This is a genomic window from Nocardiopsis sinuspersici, assembly GCF_001998325.1.
Lineage (GTDB): Bacteria > Actinomycetota > Actinomycetes > Streptosporangiales > Streptosporangiaceae > Nocardiopsis > Nocardiopsis sinuspersici.
The window spans coordinates 3,768,188-3,782,302 of the sequence record NZ_MCOK01000001.1 but is presented as its reverse complement, the minus strand read 5'-3'; the positions used below and the strand labels follow the sequence as shown (position 1 = coordinate 3,782,302).

13 protein-coding genes are annotated in these 14,115 nt (G+C 74.4%); 7 read left to right on the top strand and 6 right to left on the bottom strand.

Going from position 1 to position 14,115, the window contains the following annotated elements; all coding sequences use genetic code 11:
- Positions 1-7 precede the first annotated feature (7 nt).
- Positions 8-2,179 carry an MMPL family transporter gene (locus NOSIN_RS16365; protein ID WP_077691577.1) on the top strand — a complete coding sequence of 724 codons (2,172 nt, stop codon included), beginning with the start codon at positions 8-10 and terminating at the stop codon, positions 2,177-2,179.
- On the opposite strand, the gene NOSIN_RS16360 is transcribed toward NOSIN_RS16365, so the two are convergent.
- The 3 genes from NOSIN_RS16360 to NOSIN_RS16350 form a co-directional block, all read right to left on the bottom strand.
- Positions 2,149-2,934, bottom strand: coding sequence for an aminotransferase class IV family protein (locus NOSIN_RS16360; protein ID WP_077691576.1), 786 nt, complete (start codon positions 2,932-2,934; stop codon positions 2,149-2,151). The two genes, NOSIN_RS16365 and NOSIN_RS16360, sit on opposite strands and share 31 nt — an antisense overlap.
- Before the next feature lie 142 nt (positions 2,935-3,076).
- Positions 3,077-4,252 carry a UDP-N-acetylglucosamine--N-acetylmuramyl-(pentapeptide) pyrophosphoryl-undecaprenol N-acetylglucosamine transferase gene (locus NOSIN_RS16355; RefSeq protein WP_077691575.1) on the bottom strand — a complete coding sequence of 392 codons (1,176 nt, stop codon included), beginning with the start codon at positions 4,250-4,252 and terminating at the stop codon, positions 3,077-3,079.
- 300 nt (positions 4,253-4,552) lie between these two features.
- On the bottom strand, positions 4,553-5,260 hold the full coding sequence (locus NOSIN_RS16350; RefSeq protein ID WP_077691574.1) for a GntR family transcriptional regulator: 708 nt from the start codon (positions 5,258-5,260) through the stop codon (positions 4,553-4,555).
- Between the two features lie 301 nt (positions 5,261-5,561).
- Here NOSIN_RS16350 and NOSIN_RS16345 point away from each other — a divergent pair, with 301 nt between their 5' ends.
- The 6 genes from NOSIN_RS16345 to NOSIN_RS16320 all read left to right on the top strand — a co-directional run bounded on the left by NOSIN_RS16345 (position 5,562) and on the right by NOSIN_RS16320 (position 10,645).
- Entirely contained in the window at positions 5,562-6,812 is a 1,251-nt protein-coding gene (locus NOSIN_RS16345; protein ID WP_077691573.1) for an NRAMP family divalent metal transporter, read from the top strand.
- Between the two features lie 70 nt (positions 6,813-6,882).
- Entirely contained in the window at positions 6,883-7,650 is a 768-nt protein-coding gene (locus NOSIN_RS16340; protein WP_077691572.1) for a LamB/YcsF family protein, read from the top strand.
- Between the two features lie 25 nt (positions 7,651-7,675).
- On the top strand, positions 7,676-8,293 hold the full coding sequence (locus NOSIN_RS16335) for a 5-oxoprolinase subunit B family protein (protein WP_077691571.1): 618 nt from the start codon (positions 7,676-7,678) through the stop codon (positions 8,291-8,293).
- Entirely contained in the window at positions 8,290-9,162 is an 873-nt protein-coding gene (locus NOSIN_RS16330) for a 5-oxoprolinase subunit C family protein (RefSeq protein WP_269087593.1), read from the top strand. Before NOSIN_RS16335 ends, NOSIN_RS16330 begins: the two co-directional genes overlap by 4 nt.
- A 141-nt stretch (positions 9,163-9,303) precedes the next feature.
- The gene (locus tag NOSIN_RS16325) at positions 9,304-10,086 is read left to right on the top strand and encodes a putative hydro-lyase (protein WP_077691570.1); all 783 of its coding nucleotides are present in this window, start codon (positions 9,304-9,306) and stop codon (positions 10,084-10,086) included.
- A 73-nt stretch (positions 10,087-10,159) separates the two neighbouring features.
- A complete protein-coding gene (locus tag NOSIN_RS16320) occupies positions 10,160-10,645 on the top strand; it encodes a YciE/YciF ferroxidase family protein (RefSeq protein ID WP_077691569.1) in 486 nt (161 codons plus the stop codon).
- A gap of 101 nt (positions 10,646-10,746) precedes the next feature.
- Here NOSIN_RS16320 and NOSIN_RS16315 read toward each other — a convergent pair whose 3' ends face one another.
- From NOSIN_RS16315 to NOSIN_RS16305, 3 genes are all read right to left on the bottom strand, one after another.
- Positions 10,747-12,189 (bottom strand): vWA domain-containing protein, encoded by a 1,443-nt coding sequence (locus tag NOSIN_RS16315; protein WP_077691568.1) that lies wholly within the window; start codon positions 12,187-12,189, stop codon positions 10,747-10,749.
- A gap of 165 nt (positions 12,190-12,354) precedes the next feature.
- On the bottom strand, positions 12,355-12,963 hold the full coding sequence (locus NOSIN_RS16310) for a hypothetical protein (RefSeq protein ID WP_077691567.1): 609 nt from the start codon (positions 12,961-12,963) through the stop codon (positions 12,355-12,357).
- A gap of 133 nt (positions 12,964-13,096) precedes the next feature.
- Positions 13,097-14,107, bottom strand: a complete 1,011-nt coding sequence (locus tag NOSIN_RS16305; protein WP_077691566.1) for a GlxA family transcriptional regulator — start codon at positions 14,105-14,107, stop codon at positions 13,097-13,099.
- Positions 14,108-14,115 lie beyond the last annotated feature (8 nt).

The following is a 14,115-nucleotide window of genomic DNA, read 5'->3' as shown; positions in this document are numbered from 1 at the left end:
ACCGAACGTGCGCGAGGACGACGGCCGACCGGACCGGCGGCGGCGCCGGTGGATCGGGGCGGCACTGCTGGTCGCCCTGGTGTGGCTGGTGGGAGCCGGGCCCCTGGGCATGTTCCTGGGCAGGCTCGGCGAGGTGCAGACCAACGACCCCGGCGCGTTCCTGCCCGTGGGCGCCGAGTCCACCGAGGTCGCCGGGATCGCCGAGGAGTTCGACCGTGAGGGCTCCGTGCCGGCGGTCGTCGTCTACTCCCGGGAGGACGGCGGCGGGGAGGTCTCCGAGGAGGAGCTGGCCGACATCGCGGCGGTCGCCGAGGACGTCGCCGGGGAGCCCTGGGTCTCCGGCGGCGTCGCCGGGCCCTTCCCCGGTACCGAGGACCCCTCCGTCGCCCAGTTCGTCGTCCCGGTCGACGCGGCCGCCGACACGGGCGACGCGGTCACCGAGCTGCGCGCGCTGCTGGACGAGGACCCCGTCCCCGGGCTCCGGGCCCAGGTCACCGGACCCGCCGGATACGCGGCCGACCTCGCCGCGGCCTTCGGCGGAATCGACTCCACCCTGTTGGCCGTCGCCGTCGTGGCGGTCCTGGTCATCCTCGTGGCCGTCTACCGCTCACCGCTGCTGCCGGTGCTGGTCGTCCTCGCCTGCCTGCTCGCCCTCGGCCTGTCCGGCGCGCTGGTCTACCTGGCCGCCGACACCGGGCTGGTCAGCCTCAACGGCCAGAGCCAGGGCATCCTGTTCATCCTGGTCGTGGGCGCCTGCACCGACTACGCCCTGCTGCTCGTGGCCCGCTACCGGGAGGAGCTGGCCGTCCGGGAACGGGTCCCCGAGGCCGTCCTGGCCGCCGTGCGGGGGGTGACCGGTCCGGTCCTGGCCTCCGGCGGCACCGTCGTCCTCGGCCTGCTCTGCCTGCTCGCCGCCGACCTGGCCTCCACCCGCAGCCTCGGGCCCGTCGTGGCCGTCGGCGTCGTCGCGGCACTGCTCTCGGCGATGACCTTCCTGCCCGCGGTGCTCATGCTGTGCGGATGCGCGGCGTTCTGGCCCGTGGCGCCGCACGGGGGGTCCGGAGGGGAGGGCAGCTTCGGGGAGGTCGTCGCCCGCCACCGGTTCTGGGGCCGCCTGGCCACGGCCGTCGCCCGCAGGCCCCGGACGTACTGGATCCTCACCACGGCGGTCCTGGCGGCCGCGGCGGTGTTCGCGCCCCAGTTCGACGCGGGAGGAACCGGCCAGGCCGAGGTCTTTCGCACCGAGGTGGAGGCGGTGGAGGCCCAGGAGGTGCTGGAACGGGGCTTCGGTTCCGACACCGGCGCCGCCCCCGCCCTCGTGGTCGCCGACGCCGACCGCGTGGACGAGGTCGTCCGGGCCGCGGAGCGGCTGCCGCGGGTGGAGCGGGCCGCGCCGGTCACCGAACCCGGCCCGCCCGGAGCCGACCCGCCGCCCCTGGAGGAGGACGGCCGCGTGCTGGTCGAGGCCGTCCTCACGGTCGGTCCCGAGTCGGCCGAGGCGGTGGACGCGGTGCGGGACCTGCGTGAGGGACTGCGTGCGGTGGAGGGCGCCGACGCCCTGGTCGGAGGGGTGAGCGCCACCGACCTGGACACCCTGGAGACGGCTCGGCGCGACTTCGCGGTCGTGGTTCCGCTCGTGCTCGCCGTGGTCTTCGTCGTGCTCGTTCCGCTGCTGCGCTCGCTGGTGGCGCCGCTGCTGCTGATGGCGGTCAACGTGCTGTCCTTCGCGGCCGTGCTGGGTGTGGGGACCCTGGTCTTCGACCACCTGCTCGGCCTGCCCGGCGCGGATCCGGTGGTGCCGCTGTTCGCGTTCGTGTTCCTGGTGGCGCTGGGGATCGACTACAGCATCTTCCTGGTGTCCCGGGCCCGGGAGGAGGTCCTGGAGCACGGCCACCGGGAGGGCGTGCTGCGCGCGCTGACCGTCACCGGAGGGGTGATCACCTCCGCCGGTGTGGTCCTGGCCGCGACCTTCGCGGCGCTGGCGGTGATCCCGCTGCTGTTCCTGCTCCAGTTGGCGTTCCTGGTGGCGTTCGGGGTGCTCGTGGACGCCCTGCTCGTGCGGACGGTGCTGGTGCCCGCGCTGTCGCTGGACGCCGGGCCGCGCGTGTGGTGGCCGGGCAGGGCGCGGACGGCGGGGGAGTCCGCGGGCTACAGCGGTTCGCCGGGGAGCGCGGAGTAGGCGGCGGCGAGCTTGCGGACCAGCGCCGACTGCGGCAGGTGGACGCCGTCGATGGCGGCCACCGGCCGTACCCCGGTGGTGGCGTTGGTGACGAAGGCGCCGGCCGTGCGGGTGCTCGCGGCCGCGGCGACCGGCCGGGTGCTCACCGGGACGCCCAGCTCCCCGGCCACCCGCTCGACGAGCTGTGTCGTCACTCCCGGGAGGCAGGGGGCCTGCGGCCAGACGATGCCGCCGCCGTCCAGGAAGCCGATGTTCCAGGTGGGGCCCTCCGAGACCCGGCCGTCCACACCCGTGAACAGGGCGTCGTCGTGGCCTTCCAGTTGGGCGGCGCGCCGCTGGTGGACCGCCCCGAACAGTCCGGTGCTCTTGACCCGCGGGGTGTCGCGGGCGAACCGCCGGGTGCCCAGGCGTACGGGCGGCGGCGCGGTGCCGGGGGCGGGACGGGTGGTGACCAGGATGTGCGGGAGCTGGCGGGCGGAGGGGCGGCCCAGGTCCATGTGGGGGTCGAACACGGTCACGCGCACCACCGAGGGGGAGGGGTGCGCGCGGGCGGAGCGGCGGGCGAGTTCACGGACCCGGGAGAGGTCCAGGTCGGTGCCGAAGAGGGCGCGGCAGTCGCGGCTCAGGCGTTCCATGTGGAGGTCGATCCCGCGTACGCGCAGGTCGTCGACGAGCATGGTGGTGAAGTGGCCGTAGCCGTACAGGGCGAGGCCCGCGAGTTCCCCGGTGCCGACGGGGTGTCCGTTCAGTTCCATCGTGTCCTCATGATGGCACTCCGGGACCCCGGCCACCGGGCTTTCCGCGCCCGGGTTCCGGGGGCGGAGGACCTCTCGGCGAAAGGCCGCGGGGGCGGCCCGCCCCGGGGACGGGCCGCTCCCGCCGGTGTGCGGGTGTCCTCTAGCCCCGGGCGGCCGACAGCACCACGTCGACCAGGCGCTCGGCGGCGTCGGGGCGTCCGTGCTCGCGGGCCCGCCCCGCGATCCGCGCGCGCCGCTGCGGGTCGTCCAGCAGGGGCTCCACCGCCTTGCGGAGCCCCTCCGCCGTGACCTCGTCCAACAGGGCCACCGCGGCACCCGACTCCTGGAGGTGGCGGGCGTTGTGCCGCTGCTCGTCGCCCGCGGAGGAGGCGAGCGGGACCAGCACGGCGGCCTTGCCCAGCGCGGTCAGCTCCGCGATCGTCCCGGCCCCGCTGCGGGAGACCACCACGTCGGCCAGCGCCAGCACGTCGGGCAGTTCCGGGCCGACGAAGTCCGTCAGGTGGTACCGCTCGGCGAGGTCGGGCGAAAGGTCGGCCGCACCGTGGCGCAGCCCCTCCAGGTTCGCCGCCCCGCACTGGTGGACGACGTTGGCGCGCTCGAGCAGCCACGGCAGGACGGCGCGGACCGTGTCGTTGATCTGTGCCGAGCCCTGCGCCCCGCCCGTGACGTAGACGGTGGGGAGCGCGGGGTCGTGCCCCTTGAAGCCGAGCTCCTCGGCCGCGCGGTCGGCCTGCCCGGACAGCACCTCCGGACGCACCGGGTTGCCGGTCACCGAGGCGCGGGCACGCGCGGACCCCGGGAGCAGCTCGATCGTGGACGGGGAGGACACGGCGACACGGGCCGACACGCGGGCGAGGACCTTGTTGGCCAGCCCCAGGCGGACCGTCTGCTCGTGCACCACGAGCGGACGGCGGCACAGCTTCGCGGCCAGGCCCACGGGAACCGCCACGTAGCCGCCGGTGGCCAGCACCGCGTCGGGCGCGAAGCCGGCGACCAGGCGCCGGGCCTGCGCGATCCCCAGCGGCACGTTGGCCATGTCCCTGATGTTGGCCGGTGAGACCAGCTTGAGCGGGTTCTTCGAACGGCGGATCTTGCCGGTCGCGACCGGCGCGAAGGCGATCCCCTCGGCCGCCGCGACCCGGGACTCCAGGCTGTCCGCCGTGCCCACCCACAGCACGTCGAGGCTGTGGCCGGCCGCCTCCAGCCGGTCCCGCAGCGCGCGGACGGAGGTGAGGGCGGGATAGGTGTGCCCGCCCGTTCCCCCTCCGGTCACGATCAGACGGATATCCCGCAGGGGGAGGTCGTCGCTGCTCACATGGTTCCCATCTGGTCGCCCCGAGGCGGGGCAGAGCGAGGATATGACAAGGAGAGGGGCACACACGGGCGGTGCGGTGCCCGGAACGTGCCCCAGAACACCGTAGCCCTCGGCGAACCCGTCGCAGAACAGGAGTTCCCGTGCCGCCGCGGTGGACGGGGACGGAGTACGCGGCCGCCCGTGGTCCGCCTGATGTCCGAGGCGTCCGAGGACGTGCGCGACACGCCGTCCTGACGCTCCCCGGCGTGCGTTCTCCGCTTCGGAGCGGAGAACGTGCGGGCCCGGCGGCGCCCGCCGCGGTCAGGCCCGCTCCTCCATGGCGGTGAACGCGGTGACCAGCTGGTCCTCGGAGGTGTCCAGGTAGGTCGCCAGCTCCTCCGCCGCGCCCCGCGGGTCGCCCGAGGCCAGCAGCGTGTGGATCCGGCGGTTCCAGTCCAGGTACGGGGCGTGGAACTCCCGGGGCGCGTCCATCACGTGGAAGACCAACCGTGTCTCGGCCAGCACCTGGCTCATGAACTCGTTCACCCGCGCGCTCTCCGAGAGCCCGGCGACGGCCTGGTGGAAGCGCATGTTGGCGGTACCCATCCGCCACCAGTCCTCCCGCTCCCGCGCGGCCTCGCCCTCGTCCACGGCCGCGCCCACCAGGCGCACCGCCTCCTCGGCGGGGGCCGTGGCATCGCGCAGCGCGGGGAGCTCCAGGGTCCTGCGGGCCTTGAACAGGTCGCGGACGTCATCGCTGGTCGGAAGGCCGACGAACACGCCCCGGTGCATCTGGTGCACCAGCAGCCGCTCGCGCACCAGCAGCCGGAACGCCTCGCGCAGGGTGTTGCGGGAGACCCCGAGCTCCTCGCACAGGCGCTCCTCCGACAACCGCCGCCCCGGCGGGTACACCCCGTCGATGAGGGACTCGCGCAGCAGCTCCGCGACCCGTTCGGCCTGGGTCGGCATCGGGGGGAGGAGGCGCGTACGGCCGGTGGACCGGTCGGCGCGGGTGTCCGTGGCCGTCACAGGTTCTCCTTCGGTGCTGGCGTCGGTCGTTCCATTGTCGCCGACGCGCCGCACTCCTGGGGGAGCGGGGCGCCGGAGAGGCCGGGTCATCGGACCATCGGGTCATCGTGGCAGAGCTCTCCGGAGGGGCCTCAGGGGCGGGTGAAACAGGTGGATCCCCTGCTACGCGGGTGACCTGGGATTTTTGCTGATCCACTCTTTACCCGGCTTGTTGGATTGAAGTATCGTTCAACAATCCAACGATGGCGCGGCCGTCAGTCATCGCGTCACCGCCCCCGTCCCGCACCCCCTGGAGAGCTCCATGGGCGACACGCCCCCCGCACCCCCGAAGGTGCGCCCCCGTCCCGGGCGGATCGTGCTGAGCAGCAGCCTGCTCGGCGCGATGTTCCTCATGGCGACCAGCGCCATCGGTCCCGGCTTCATCACCCAGACCACCACCTTCACCGCCCAGCTCGGCGCGACCTTCGCGTTCGCCATCCTGGTCTCGGTCCTGGTCGACATCGCCGTCCAGCTGAACATCTGGCGGATCATCGGGATCGCCGACATGCGCGCCCAGGACCTGGCCAACAAGGTCCTCCCCGGCGCGGGCTACCTGCTGGCCGTCCTGATCGTCTTCGGCGGCCTGGTCTTCAACGTCGGCAACCTCGCGGGCACGGGCCTCGGGCTGAACGCGATGCTCGGATTCGACCCCGAACTCGGCGCCGTCCTCTCCGCGCTCCTCGCCGTCGTCATCCTCGGCGTCAAGAAGCTGGGCGTGGCCCTCGACCGCGTCCTGATCGTGCTCGGCCTGGCCATGATCTGCCTGACCGTGTACGTCGCCTTCGTGTCCCAGCCCCCGGTCGGCGACGCCCTGCGCCAGGCCGTCCTGCCCGAGCGGATGGGCACGGACGTCTTCCTCGCCACGGTCACCATCATCGGCGGCACGGTCGGCGGCTACATCACCTACGCGGGCGTGCACCGCCTCGTCGAGTCGGGCCAGGGCGGCCGCGGCAACCTCCGGGCCATCACGCAGACCTCCGTCACCGGCATCGTCGTCACCGGGGTCATGCGCGTGGTCCTGTTCCTGGCCATCCTCGGCGTCGTCGCCGGCGGAGCCGACATCCTGGCGGCCCCCAACCCCTCCGCGGAGGCCTTCCACCAGGCCGCGGGCGAGGCCGGGATGCGCCTGTTCGGCATGATCATGTGGGCCGCGGCGGTCAGCTCCGTCATCGGCGCCTCCTACACCTCGGTCTCCTTCGTCACGAGCTTCCACCCGTGGCTGGAGAAGCGCCGCGGCGTCCTGGTCACCGTGTTCATCGGCGTCTCGCTGGGGATCCTGCTGCTGTCCGGACAGGCCCCGAACACGCTGCTGATCCTGGCCGGCGCACTGAACGGCGTGATCCTGCCGGTCGGCCTCGGCATCATGCTGTGGGTCGCGGCCCGCCGCTCCGGTGACCTGCTGGGCGGCTACCGCTACCCGCGCTGGCTCATCGCCGTCGGCGTCGCCGCCTGGGCGCTCACCGCCTACATGGCGGTCAGCTCCCTGAGCGGCATCGTCGCCCTCTGGCAGTAGGAACCGGTCCGCGGCCCGGGCGGGGTAGGAACCCCGTGAGGGACCAGAAGAAGAACGAGGAGCACCGACGTTGCGCATCGACCTCAACTCCGACCTCGGCGAGAGCTTCGGCCGCTGGGAGCTCGGCGACGACCAGGCCCTGCTGTCCATCGTCACCAGCGCCAACGTCGCCTGCGGATTCCACGCCGGTGACCCGTCCGTGCTGCGCCGCACCACGAGCGAGGCCGCGGCCAGGGGGGTGGCCGTCGGAGCGCACGTGAGCTACCGCGACCTCGCCGGGTTCGGCCGCCGCTTCGTCGACGTACCTCCCGCCGAGCTGACCGACGAGGTCCTCTACCAGATCGGCGCCCTGTCCGCGTTCACCCGCCTGGCCGGGGACCGCGTCCGCTACGTCAAGCCGCACGGCGCGCTCTACAACACGATCGTGCACCACGAGGAGCAGGCCGCCGCGGTCGTCGCGGCCGTGAGGGCCTTCGACCCCGGCCTGCCCGTGCTCGGGCTGCCCGGGTCCCGGTTCCTGCGCCTGGCGGAGGAGGCCGGACTGCCCACCCACCGCGAGGCGTTCGCCGACCGCGCCTACACCCCGGAGGGCGTACTGGTGTCGCGCCGCGAACCCGGCGCCGTGCTCCACGACCCGGAGGAGATCGCCCAACGCTGCCTGCGCATCGCCCACGGCGAGCCGGTCGAGGCGGTCGACGGCACCCGGATCCGCGTCGAGGCCGACTCCCTGTGCGTACACGGCGACAGCCCCGGGGCCGTGGACATCGCCCGGGCCGTGGCCGCGAGGCTGCGCGCCGAGGGCGTCACCGTCGCACCGTTCACGGGGCGGAACGCGTGAACCCCGCCGGGAAGGAGGAGTCCTCGTGCGTTTCCTGAGGTGCGCCGACACCGGCGTGCTCGTGGAGGTCGCCGACCTGGCCGAGGTGATCGCGCTGCGTGCCGCCCTGGAGGCGGATCCCGTCCCCGGCGTCACCGACGTCGTCCCGGCCGCCCGCACGCTGCTGCTGCGCGTCGGGCCCGGTACCGACCCGGACGCGGTCGCCGAGGCCGTCTCCGGGCTGCGGCCGGATCCCGGGGCCGGACGGGGCGCCGGCGAGACGGTCACCATCCCGGTGTCCTACGACGGGGAGGACCTGGACGACATCGCCGAGCTGACCGGCCTGACCAGGCGCGGTGTGGTCGAGGCGCACACCGGCGCCCTCTGGACCGTCGCGTTCTGCGGCTTCGCGCCCGGGTTCGGCTACATGGTCGGCGACGACCCGCGCCTGCACGTGCCCCGGCGCGGTGAGGCGCGCACCCGCGTTCCCGCCGGGTCGGTGGCGCTGGCCGGGGAGTTCACGGGCGTGTACCCGCGCAGCTCGCCCGGGGGCTGGCAGCTGCTCGGCCGTACCGACGCCGGGATCTGGGACCTGGACCGCGATCCGCCCGGCCTGCTCAGGCCCGGTGTCCGCGTGCGCTTCACCGAGGCGGGGACCTCGTGAGCGGCGGCGCCCGGCGCAGCGCCCTGGAGGTCCTGGCCGCGGGGCCCATGACCACGGTCCAGGACACGGGACGGTTCGGCCACGCCGACCTGGGCGTGGGCCGCTCCGGCGCCGCCGACGCCGGCTCCCACGCCCTGGCCAACCGGCTGCTCGCCAACCCCCCGGACGCCGCCGCCCTGGAGACCACCCTGGGCGGGCTGAGCGTGCGCGCCCGCGGCCCGGTGACCGTCGCCGTCACCGGTGCCGAGGCGCCCCTGAGGGTGGACGGGCGCGGTGCGGCCGCCAACACGGTGCTGCACCTGCCCGACGGCGCGGAGCTGACCATGGGCGTGCCCGGCCGAGGGCTGCGCTCCTACCTGGGTGTACGCGGCGGGGTGGACGTCCCGCCGGTCCTGGGCTCGCGCAGCACCGACGTCCTGGCCGGGCTGGGACCCGGCCTCCCCGTGCCCGGGACGCTGCTCCCGGTCGGACCCGTGCCCGCGGCGCTGCCGAACGTGGACCACGCCCCAACCGCGCCCGTCGGCGGACCCGAGGTGGTCCTGCGGGTCGTCCTGGGGCCGCGCGACGACTGGTTCACCGAGGAGGCCGTCGGCACGCTGCTGTCGTGCGGGTACGAGGTGACCCCGCGCAGCGACAGGGTCGGCGCCCGCCTGTCCGGTCCCGGCCTGGAACGCGCCCGCACGGGCGAGCTGCCCAGCGAGGGCATGGTCGCGGGATCGATCCAGGTCCCGCCGGGCGGCGAACCGGTGCTGTTCCTGGCCGACCACCCCGTGACCGGCGGCTACCCGGTGGTGGCCGTCGTGTGCTCTGCGGACATGCCCGGGGCGGCCCAGGCGCGTCCGGGCACCCGTGTCCGCTTCACCCTCTGAGGACCCGGACGGATCCGCCGGAGGCGGTGGAGCCGCCCGGGAGTCCCCCCGCACGGGACTCCCGGACCGTTCACGACCGGACACCGGCCGCTACCCGGCCGACCCCGACCAGGTCCCACCCGGGACGAAGGGCAGGAAACGATGACATCACCGGCCGACCTCTCCCCGGCCCGCGCCCGCGCGCTGTTCCGCGACGGGCTCCGGGTCCCCACCTCCGGCTACAGCGCGGGATACGCGCAGGCCAACCTCATCGCCCTGCCCCGCGAGGCGGCCTTCGACCTCCTGCTGTTCGCCCAGCGCAACCCCAAGCCCTGCCCGGTCCTGGACGTCACCGAGCCGGGTGGGACCAGCGCCTCGGTCTTCGACGGCGACCTGCGCACGGACCTGCCCGCCTACCGGGTCTACCGCGACGGCGCGCTGGTGGAGGAGCGCACCGACGTCACCGACCTGTGGCGGGACGACCTGGTGGCCTTCCTCATCGGATGCAGCTTCACGTTCGAGGCGCCGCTGCTGGAGGCCGGCGTGCCGGTCCGCCACATCGAGACGGGCGGCAACGTCGCCATGTACACCACCAACCGGCGGTGCCGCCCGGCGGGCCGGTTCCGCGGTCCGCTGGTGGTGTCCATGCGGCCGATCCCCGCCGACCGGGTGGCCGACGCGGTGCGCGTCACCTCGCGCTACCCGGCGGTCCACGGCGCCCCGGTACACGTGGGCGACCCCGCCGCGCTGGGCATCGAGGACCTGGACCGGCCCGACTACGGCGATCCGGTGGAGGTGCGTCCCGGCGAGATCCCGGTCTTCTGGGCGTGCGGGGTGACTCCGCAGGCCGCCGTGGCCGCCTCCGCGCCCGAGTTCGCCATCGGCCACGCCCCCGGCCACATGGCCGTCACCGACGTGCGCGACTCCTCCTACCAGGTGCCCTGACGGGTTTGCGGCCGGACCGCCGGGGTAGTCGCGGGGCCGAGGACACGTCAGCCCACAACCGTAGGGGGCGCAAGTGGACGCACGTGAACAGTTGGTTTCCTGGCTCAACGACGCCTACTCGATGGAGAAGTCGCTGGAAGAGACCCTGGAGCGCCACGCCAAGGACGCCGAGGGAGAGCCCGAGGTCCATGCGCGCATCACCCGTCACATCGACGAGACGCGCAGCCAGGCGGAGACGGTCAAGGGATGCGTCGAGTCCCTGGGCGGCAAGGTCTCCAAGGCCAAGAGCGCGCTGTCCGAGATGATGGGCGCCGCACAGGGCATGGCGAACAAGCCCGCGAGCGACACGATGGTCAAGAACGCCATCTCCGACTACGCGGCCGAGCACTTCGAGATCGCCTCGTACCGCGCGCTGATCGAGGCCGCCCGCGCGCTGGGCGAGGAGCAGATCGCGCTCAAGCTGACCTCCATCCTGCACCAGGAGGAGGACATGGCCCGCTTCCTGGAGGAGAAGCTCCCGGAGGCGGTGCGCGGAACGCTCTCCGCGTCCCAGAGGTAGCGGTAAGGCGGAGAGGAAGACCTCCCCGCCGTGCCGACGCCCCGGGAGGCCGCGCCTCCCGGGGCGTTCGCGTGCCGTGGCCGCGAGGACGGCGTTCCGGTTCAGGACTCCCACAGGGGAGGGTTCCCCTCGTCGGGGGTGGGGCGGCCCCTGTCGGTCTGCTCGCCCCGGATCACACCCCTCCGGCCCCTCCGGCCCCGGCCACCCCGGTCCCCGTCCTGGTCATCGCCCCGGGCGTCGCCTCGGCCGGTGCGCCGTTCCCCGGTCCGCGGGGCCTCGGGCTCCCGTCGGCGGCCGCTCTTGCGCGAGTAGACCGACTGGCTGGCGTACAGCGTCTTGGAGGTACGCGCGGCGTCGTCGTCCCGTGCCATCCGCGTCATCCGTTCCAGTTCGGCGACCTGCTCGGCCACCTCCGGGGGCGGGGGCGCCGACGCGGGGGCCGAAGACCCCAGCAGGTCCCGGCGGGCCTGTTCCAACCTGTCGGCGGCGGTACCGCGGTCGCCCCTGCGCAGGGCCTCGCCGGCCTCGCGTTTGGCGGTCTGCGCCCGTTGCAGGGCCTCCTCGGTGCGCACCTCCGGACGGGGCACCCTTCCGGCGGCCTCGTCGCCCGGGACCACGTTGACCGAGACGGGCAGGGCCGCGGTGTAGGTGGTCAGCGTCGCCGGGTCCACGTAGGTGGCCTCGAGGGTGGTGACGGTGGCGGTGCCCAGGGAGGACAGGCCGGGCACCTCCAGGCGCAGCAGGAGGCGGCGCCCCTCCCCGGAGTGGAAGTCGCCCAGCTCCACCACCACCGACCGGTCGGCCAGTTGGTGGGAGGGCATCTCGCCCACCACGCTGACCGCGCGCAGGTGCGGGCCGACCGGGACCCGCAGCGACACGGCCTGGGCGGTCTTGGCCAGCAGGTACTCGGCCTCCTGGGCGATGAGGCCGCCCGCGGTGTCGGGGTCCTCGGCGAACAGCGCGCTGCCCGCTCCGCCGTCGGCCACCGCGCCGAGCAGCTCCTCGTCGTAGCCCAGGCCGTATCCCAGGGTCGTGGTGGTGACCCCGTGCGCGTAGGCGTCTCCCGCCACCTGCCTGAGCAGGCCGTGGTCGGTGACGCCCTGGTTGGCGTGCCCGTCGGAGACCACCAGCAGGGTGGCGCCCCTGTCGGCACTGGCGCGTCGGGCCTCCTGCACGCCGCGCAGCAGCCCGCTGGACAGGTCGGTGCCCCCCGACGCGCGCAGGGCCGAGATCCGGCGGCGCACCTCCGCCTTGTCGGTCAGCGGCCCGCTCGGCACCTCGACGCGGGCCTGCTGGTTGAAGGACACGAGCCCGAAGTTGTCCGAGGGCGCCAGCCGGTCCACCAGCGAGAGCAGGGCCCGGACCGCGCCGTGCAGGCGGCCGCCGCCCATGGAGCCGCTGCGGTCCAGCACGACCTGGAGGGTCGCGGGCGGACGTTCGGCGTCCTCCTCGCGTGCGGGCGCGGTGATGTCGAGCAGGACGGACACGGCGTCGTCGGTGTCCAGGGGGACGGCGTCGAAGTCCAACAGTGCGGACAGGTGCATGCTGTCTCCGTGGGTTGTGGGGGGCCTCCCGGAGGGCGGCGTGGTCCCCAGCTTAGGAAGCGGTGCCCACATGCGGGCGGGGAACACCTGGCCGGATGGGGACACTCCCGCCCGAACCGCGTACGGGGCGTGACCGGGGGGCCGCGGAGCGGTTCCGCGGCGGCCTCAGAACCCGCGCAGGCCCAGGCGGCGCAGCTCCAGGGAGGCCAGTGCGCGCACGGCCTTCCGGTCATCGGCGTGCCAGGCGCCCGCCGGGTCCTCGTGCACACCGGCGAGCCTGGACGGGGACACCGACGCCAGCGCGCGCAGGGCCAGCAGCCGGGACCGCGCCTCGGGGGTGAGCCCGCGCAGCCGCCGGACGGAGCCCGCCTGGCGTATCCACCGCGCACGGGCGGGCAGCCACGTCGCGGCGAGCAGCAGCAGCGGGAGCGCGGCGGTGAGCAGCGGCAGGGTCAGCCCGAGCGAGGCCACCGACTCCTGGAAGGACGCGCCCGCCGCGGAGAGGGACTCGCCGGTCCCGCTCATGCTGGTGAACGGGGTGGCCAGGGCGTCCCCGGCCAGGGGCACCTTCAGGGCCTGCTCGGCCGCGTTGTCCATGTGCTCGCTGAAGCCCTCGCCGGTGCTCACCATCAGCTCGCCGGGGCGGTTCAGGCCCATGATGATCTCGCGCAGCGACAGCGCGGCACGGATCCACAGGTACACCCAGGCCAGGGCGAGCAGGTCGGCGGCGATCTGGAGGAACATCCGCACGGGGGCGTCCGCGTACGGCTTCATGGCGGCTCCGGGAGGTGAGGAGGGAACGGGTGCGCGGACCCTCGTGGCCCGCGGTTGTCCGTTACCCGTTCCGCGGTCCCCGCACGCCGTGGACCGCGTTCCCCGGGGCCGTCGGGCCCCGGGCCGGCGGTGCTCAGGCCGCGTGCGACGTGCCCCGGAAGGTGCGCCGGTAGGCGCTGGGCGACACCCCGAGTTCGGCCTGCATGTGCTGGCGCAGTGACGCCGCCGTACCGAACCCCGACCGCTCGGCGACCCGGTCCACCGGCAGGCCGGACTCCTCCAGCAGCTGCCGGGCCCGGTCCAGGCGCTGCTCGGCCAGCCACCGGCCGGGGGACAGGCCCACCTCGTCGCGGAAGCGCCGGGTGAACGTGCGCACGCTCATCGCCTCCCTCGCGGCCAGGTCCTCCAGGCGCAGCCGGAGGTGCAGGTGGTCCAGGGCCCACGCGCGGGCGCGGCCGGTGGAGGAGTGTTCCGGGGCGGGTACGGGGCGGCGGACGTACTGCGCCTGGCCGCCGTCGCGGTGCGGGGGCACCACCGTGCCGCGCGCCACCTCGTTGGCGACTGCGGCGCCGTGGTCGGTGCGGATCATGTGCAGGGACAGGTCGATGCCCGACGCCACCCCCGCGGCCGTGAGGACCCGGCCGTTGTCGGTGTACAGCACGTCCGGGTCCAGGTCGATGCCGGGGTACATGGCGCGGAAGAAGCCCGCCGACTTCCAGTGGGTGGTCACACGGCACCCGGCCAGCAGCCCGGCGGCGGCGAGCACGAACGCGCCGGTGCAGATGGAGGCCACGCGCGTGTCCGGGCCGATACGGGTGACGGCCGCCGCCAGGTCCGGGGCGAGCGGGTCGTGCGGGCGTTCGACGTAGTCCTCGTCGGCGGCGGGCAGGATCACGGTGTCGGCGGTGTCGAGCGCCTCGGGCCCGTGGGCGACGTTCAGGGTGAAGTCGGTGTCGGTCCGGACCTCGCCGGGGCGCAGTGCGCAGGTGACCACCTCGTAGAGGCGGCGGCCGTCGGCGTCGCGGGCCTGTGCGAAGAGCCGGTGGACGATCCCCGCCTCGATGGGCAGCACGCCGTGCCGGACGAGGACGGCGACGCGGTGGGGCGGGGAGCCGGCGGGTTCGGGTACGCGGGGAAGGTCCATGGCCCGAT

Bases quoted from the DNA above. Each gene is read 5' to 3' on its own strand.
- NOSIN_RS16360 (WP_077691576.1), bottom strand. From the start codon at position 2,934: ATGGAACTGAACGGACACCCCGTCGGCACCGGGGAACTCGCGGGCCTC.
- NOSIN_RS16345 (WP_077691573.1), top strand. From the start codon at position 5,562: ATGGGCGACACGCCCCCCGCACCCCCGAAGGTGCGCCCCCGTCCCGGG.
- NOSIN_RS16325 (WP_077691570.1), top strand. From the start codon at position 9,304: ATGACATCACCGGCCGACCTCTCCCCGGCCCGCGCCCGCGCGCTGTTC.
- NOSIN_RS16315 (WP_077691568.1), bottom strand. From the start codon at position 12,189: ATGCACCTGTCCGCACTGTTGGACTTCGACGCCGTCCCCCTGGACACC.
- NOSIN_RS16310 (WP_077691567.1), bottom strand. From the start codon at position 12,963: ATGAAGCCGTACGCGGACGCCCCCGTGCGGATGTTCCTCCAGATCGCC.
- NOSIN_RS16305 (WP_077691566.1), bottom strand. From the start codon at position 14,107: ATGGACCTTCCCCGCGTACCCGAACCCGCCGGCTCCCCGCCCCACCGC.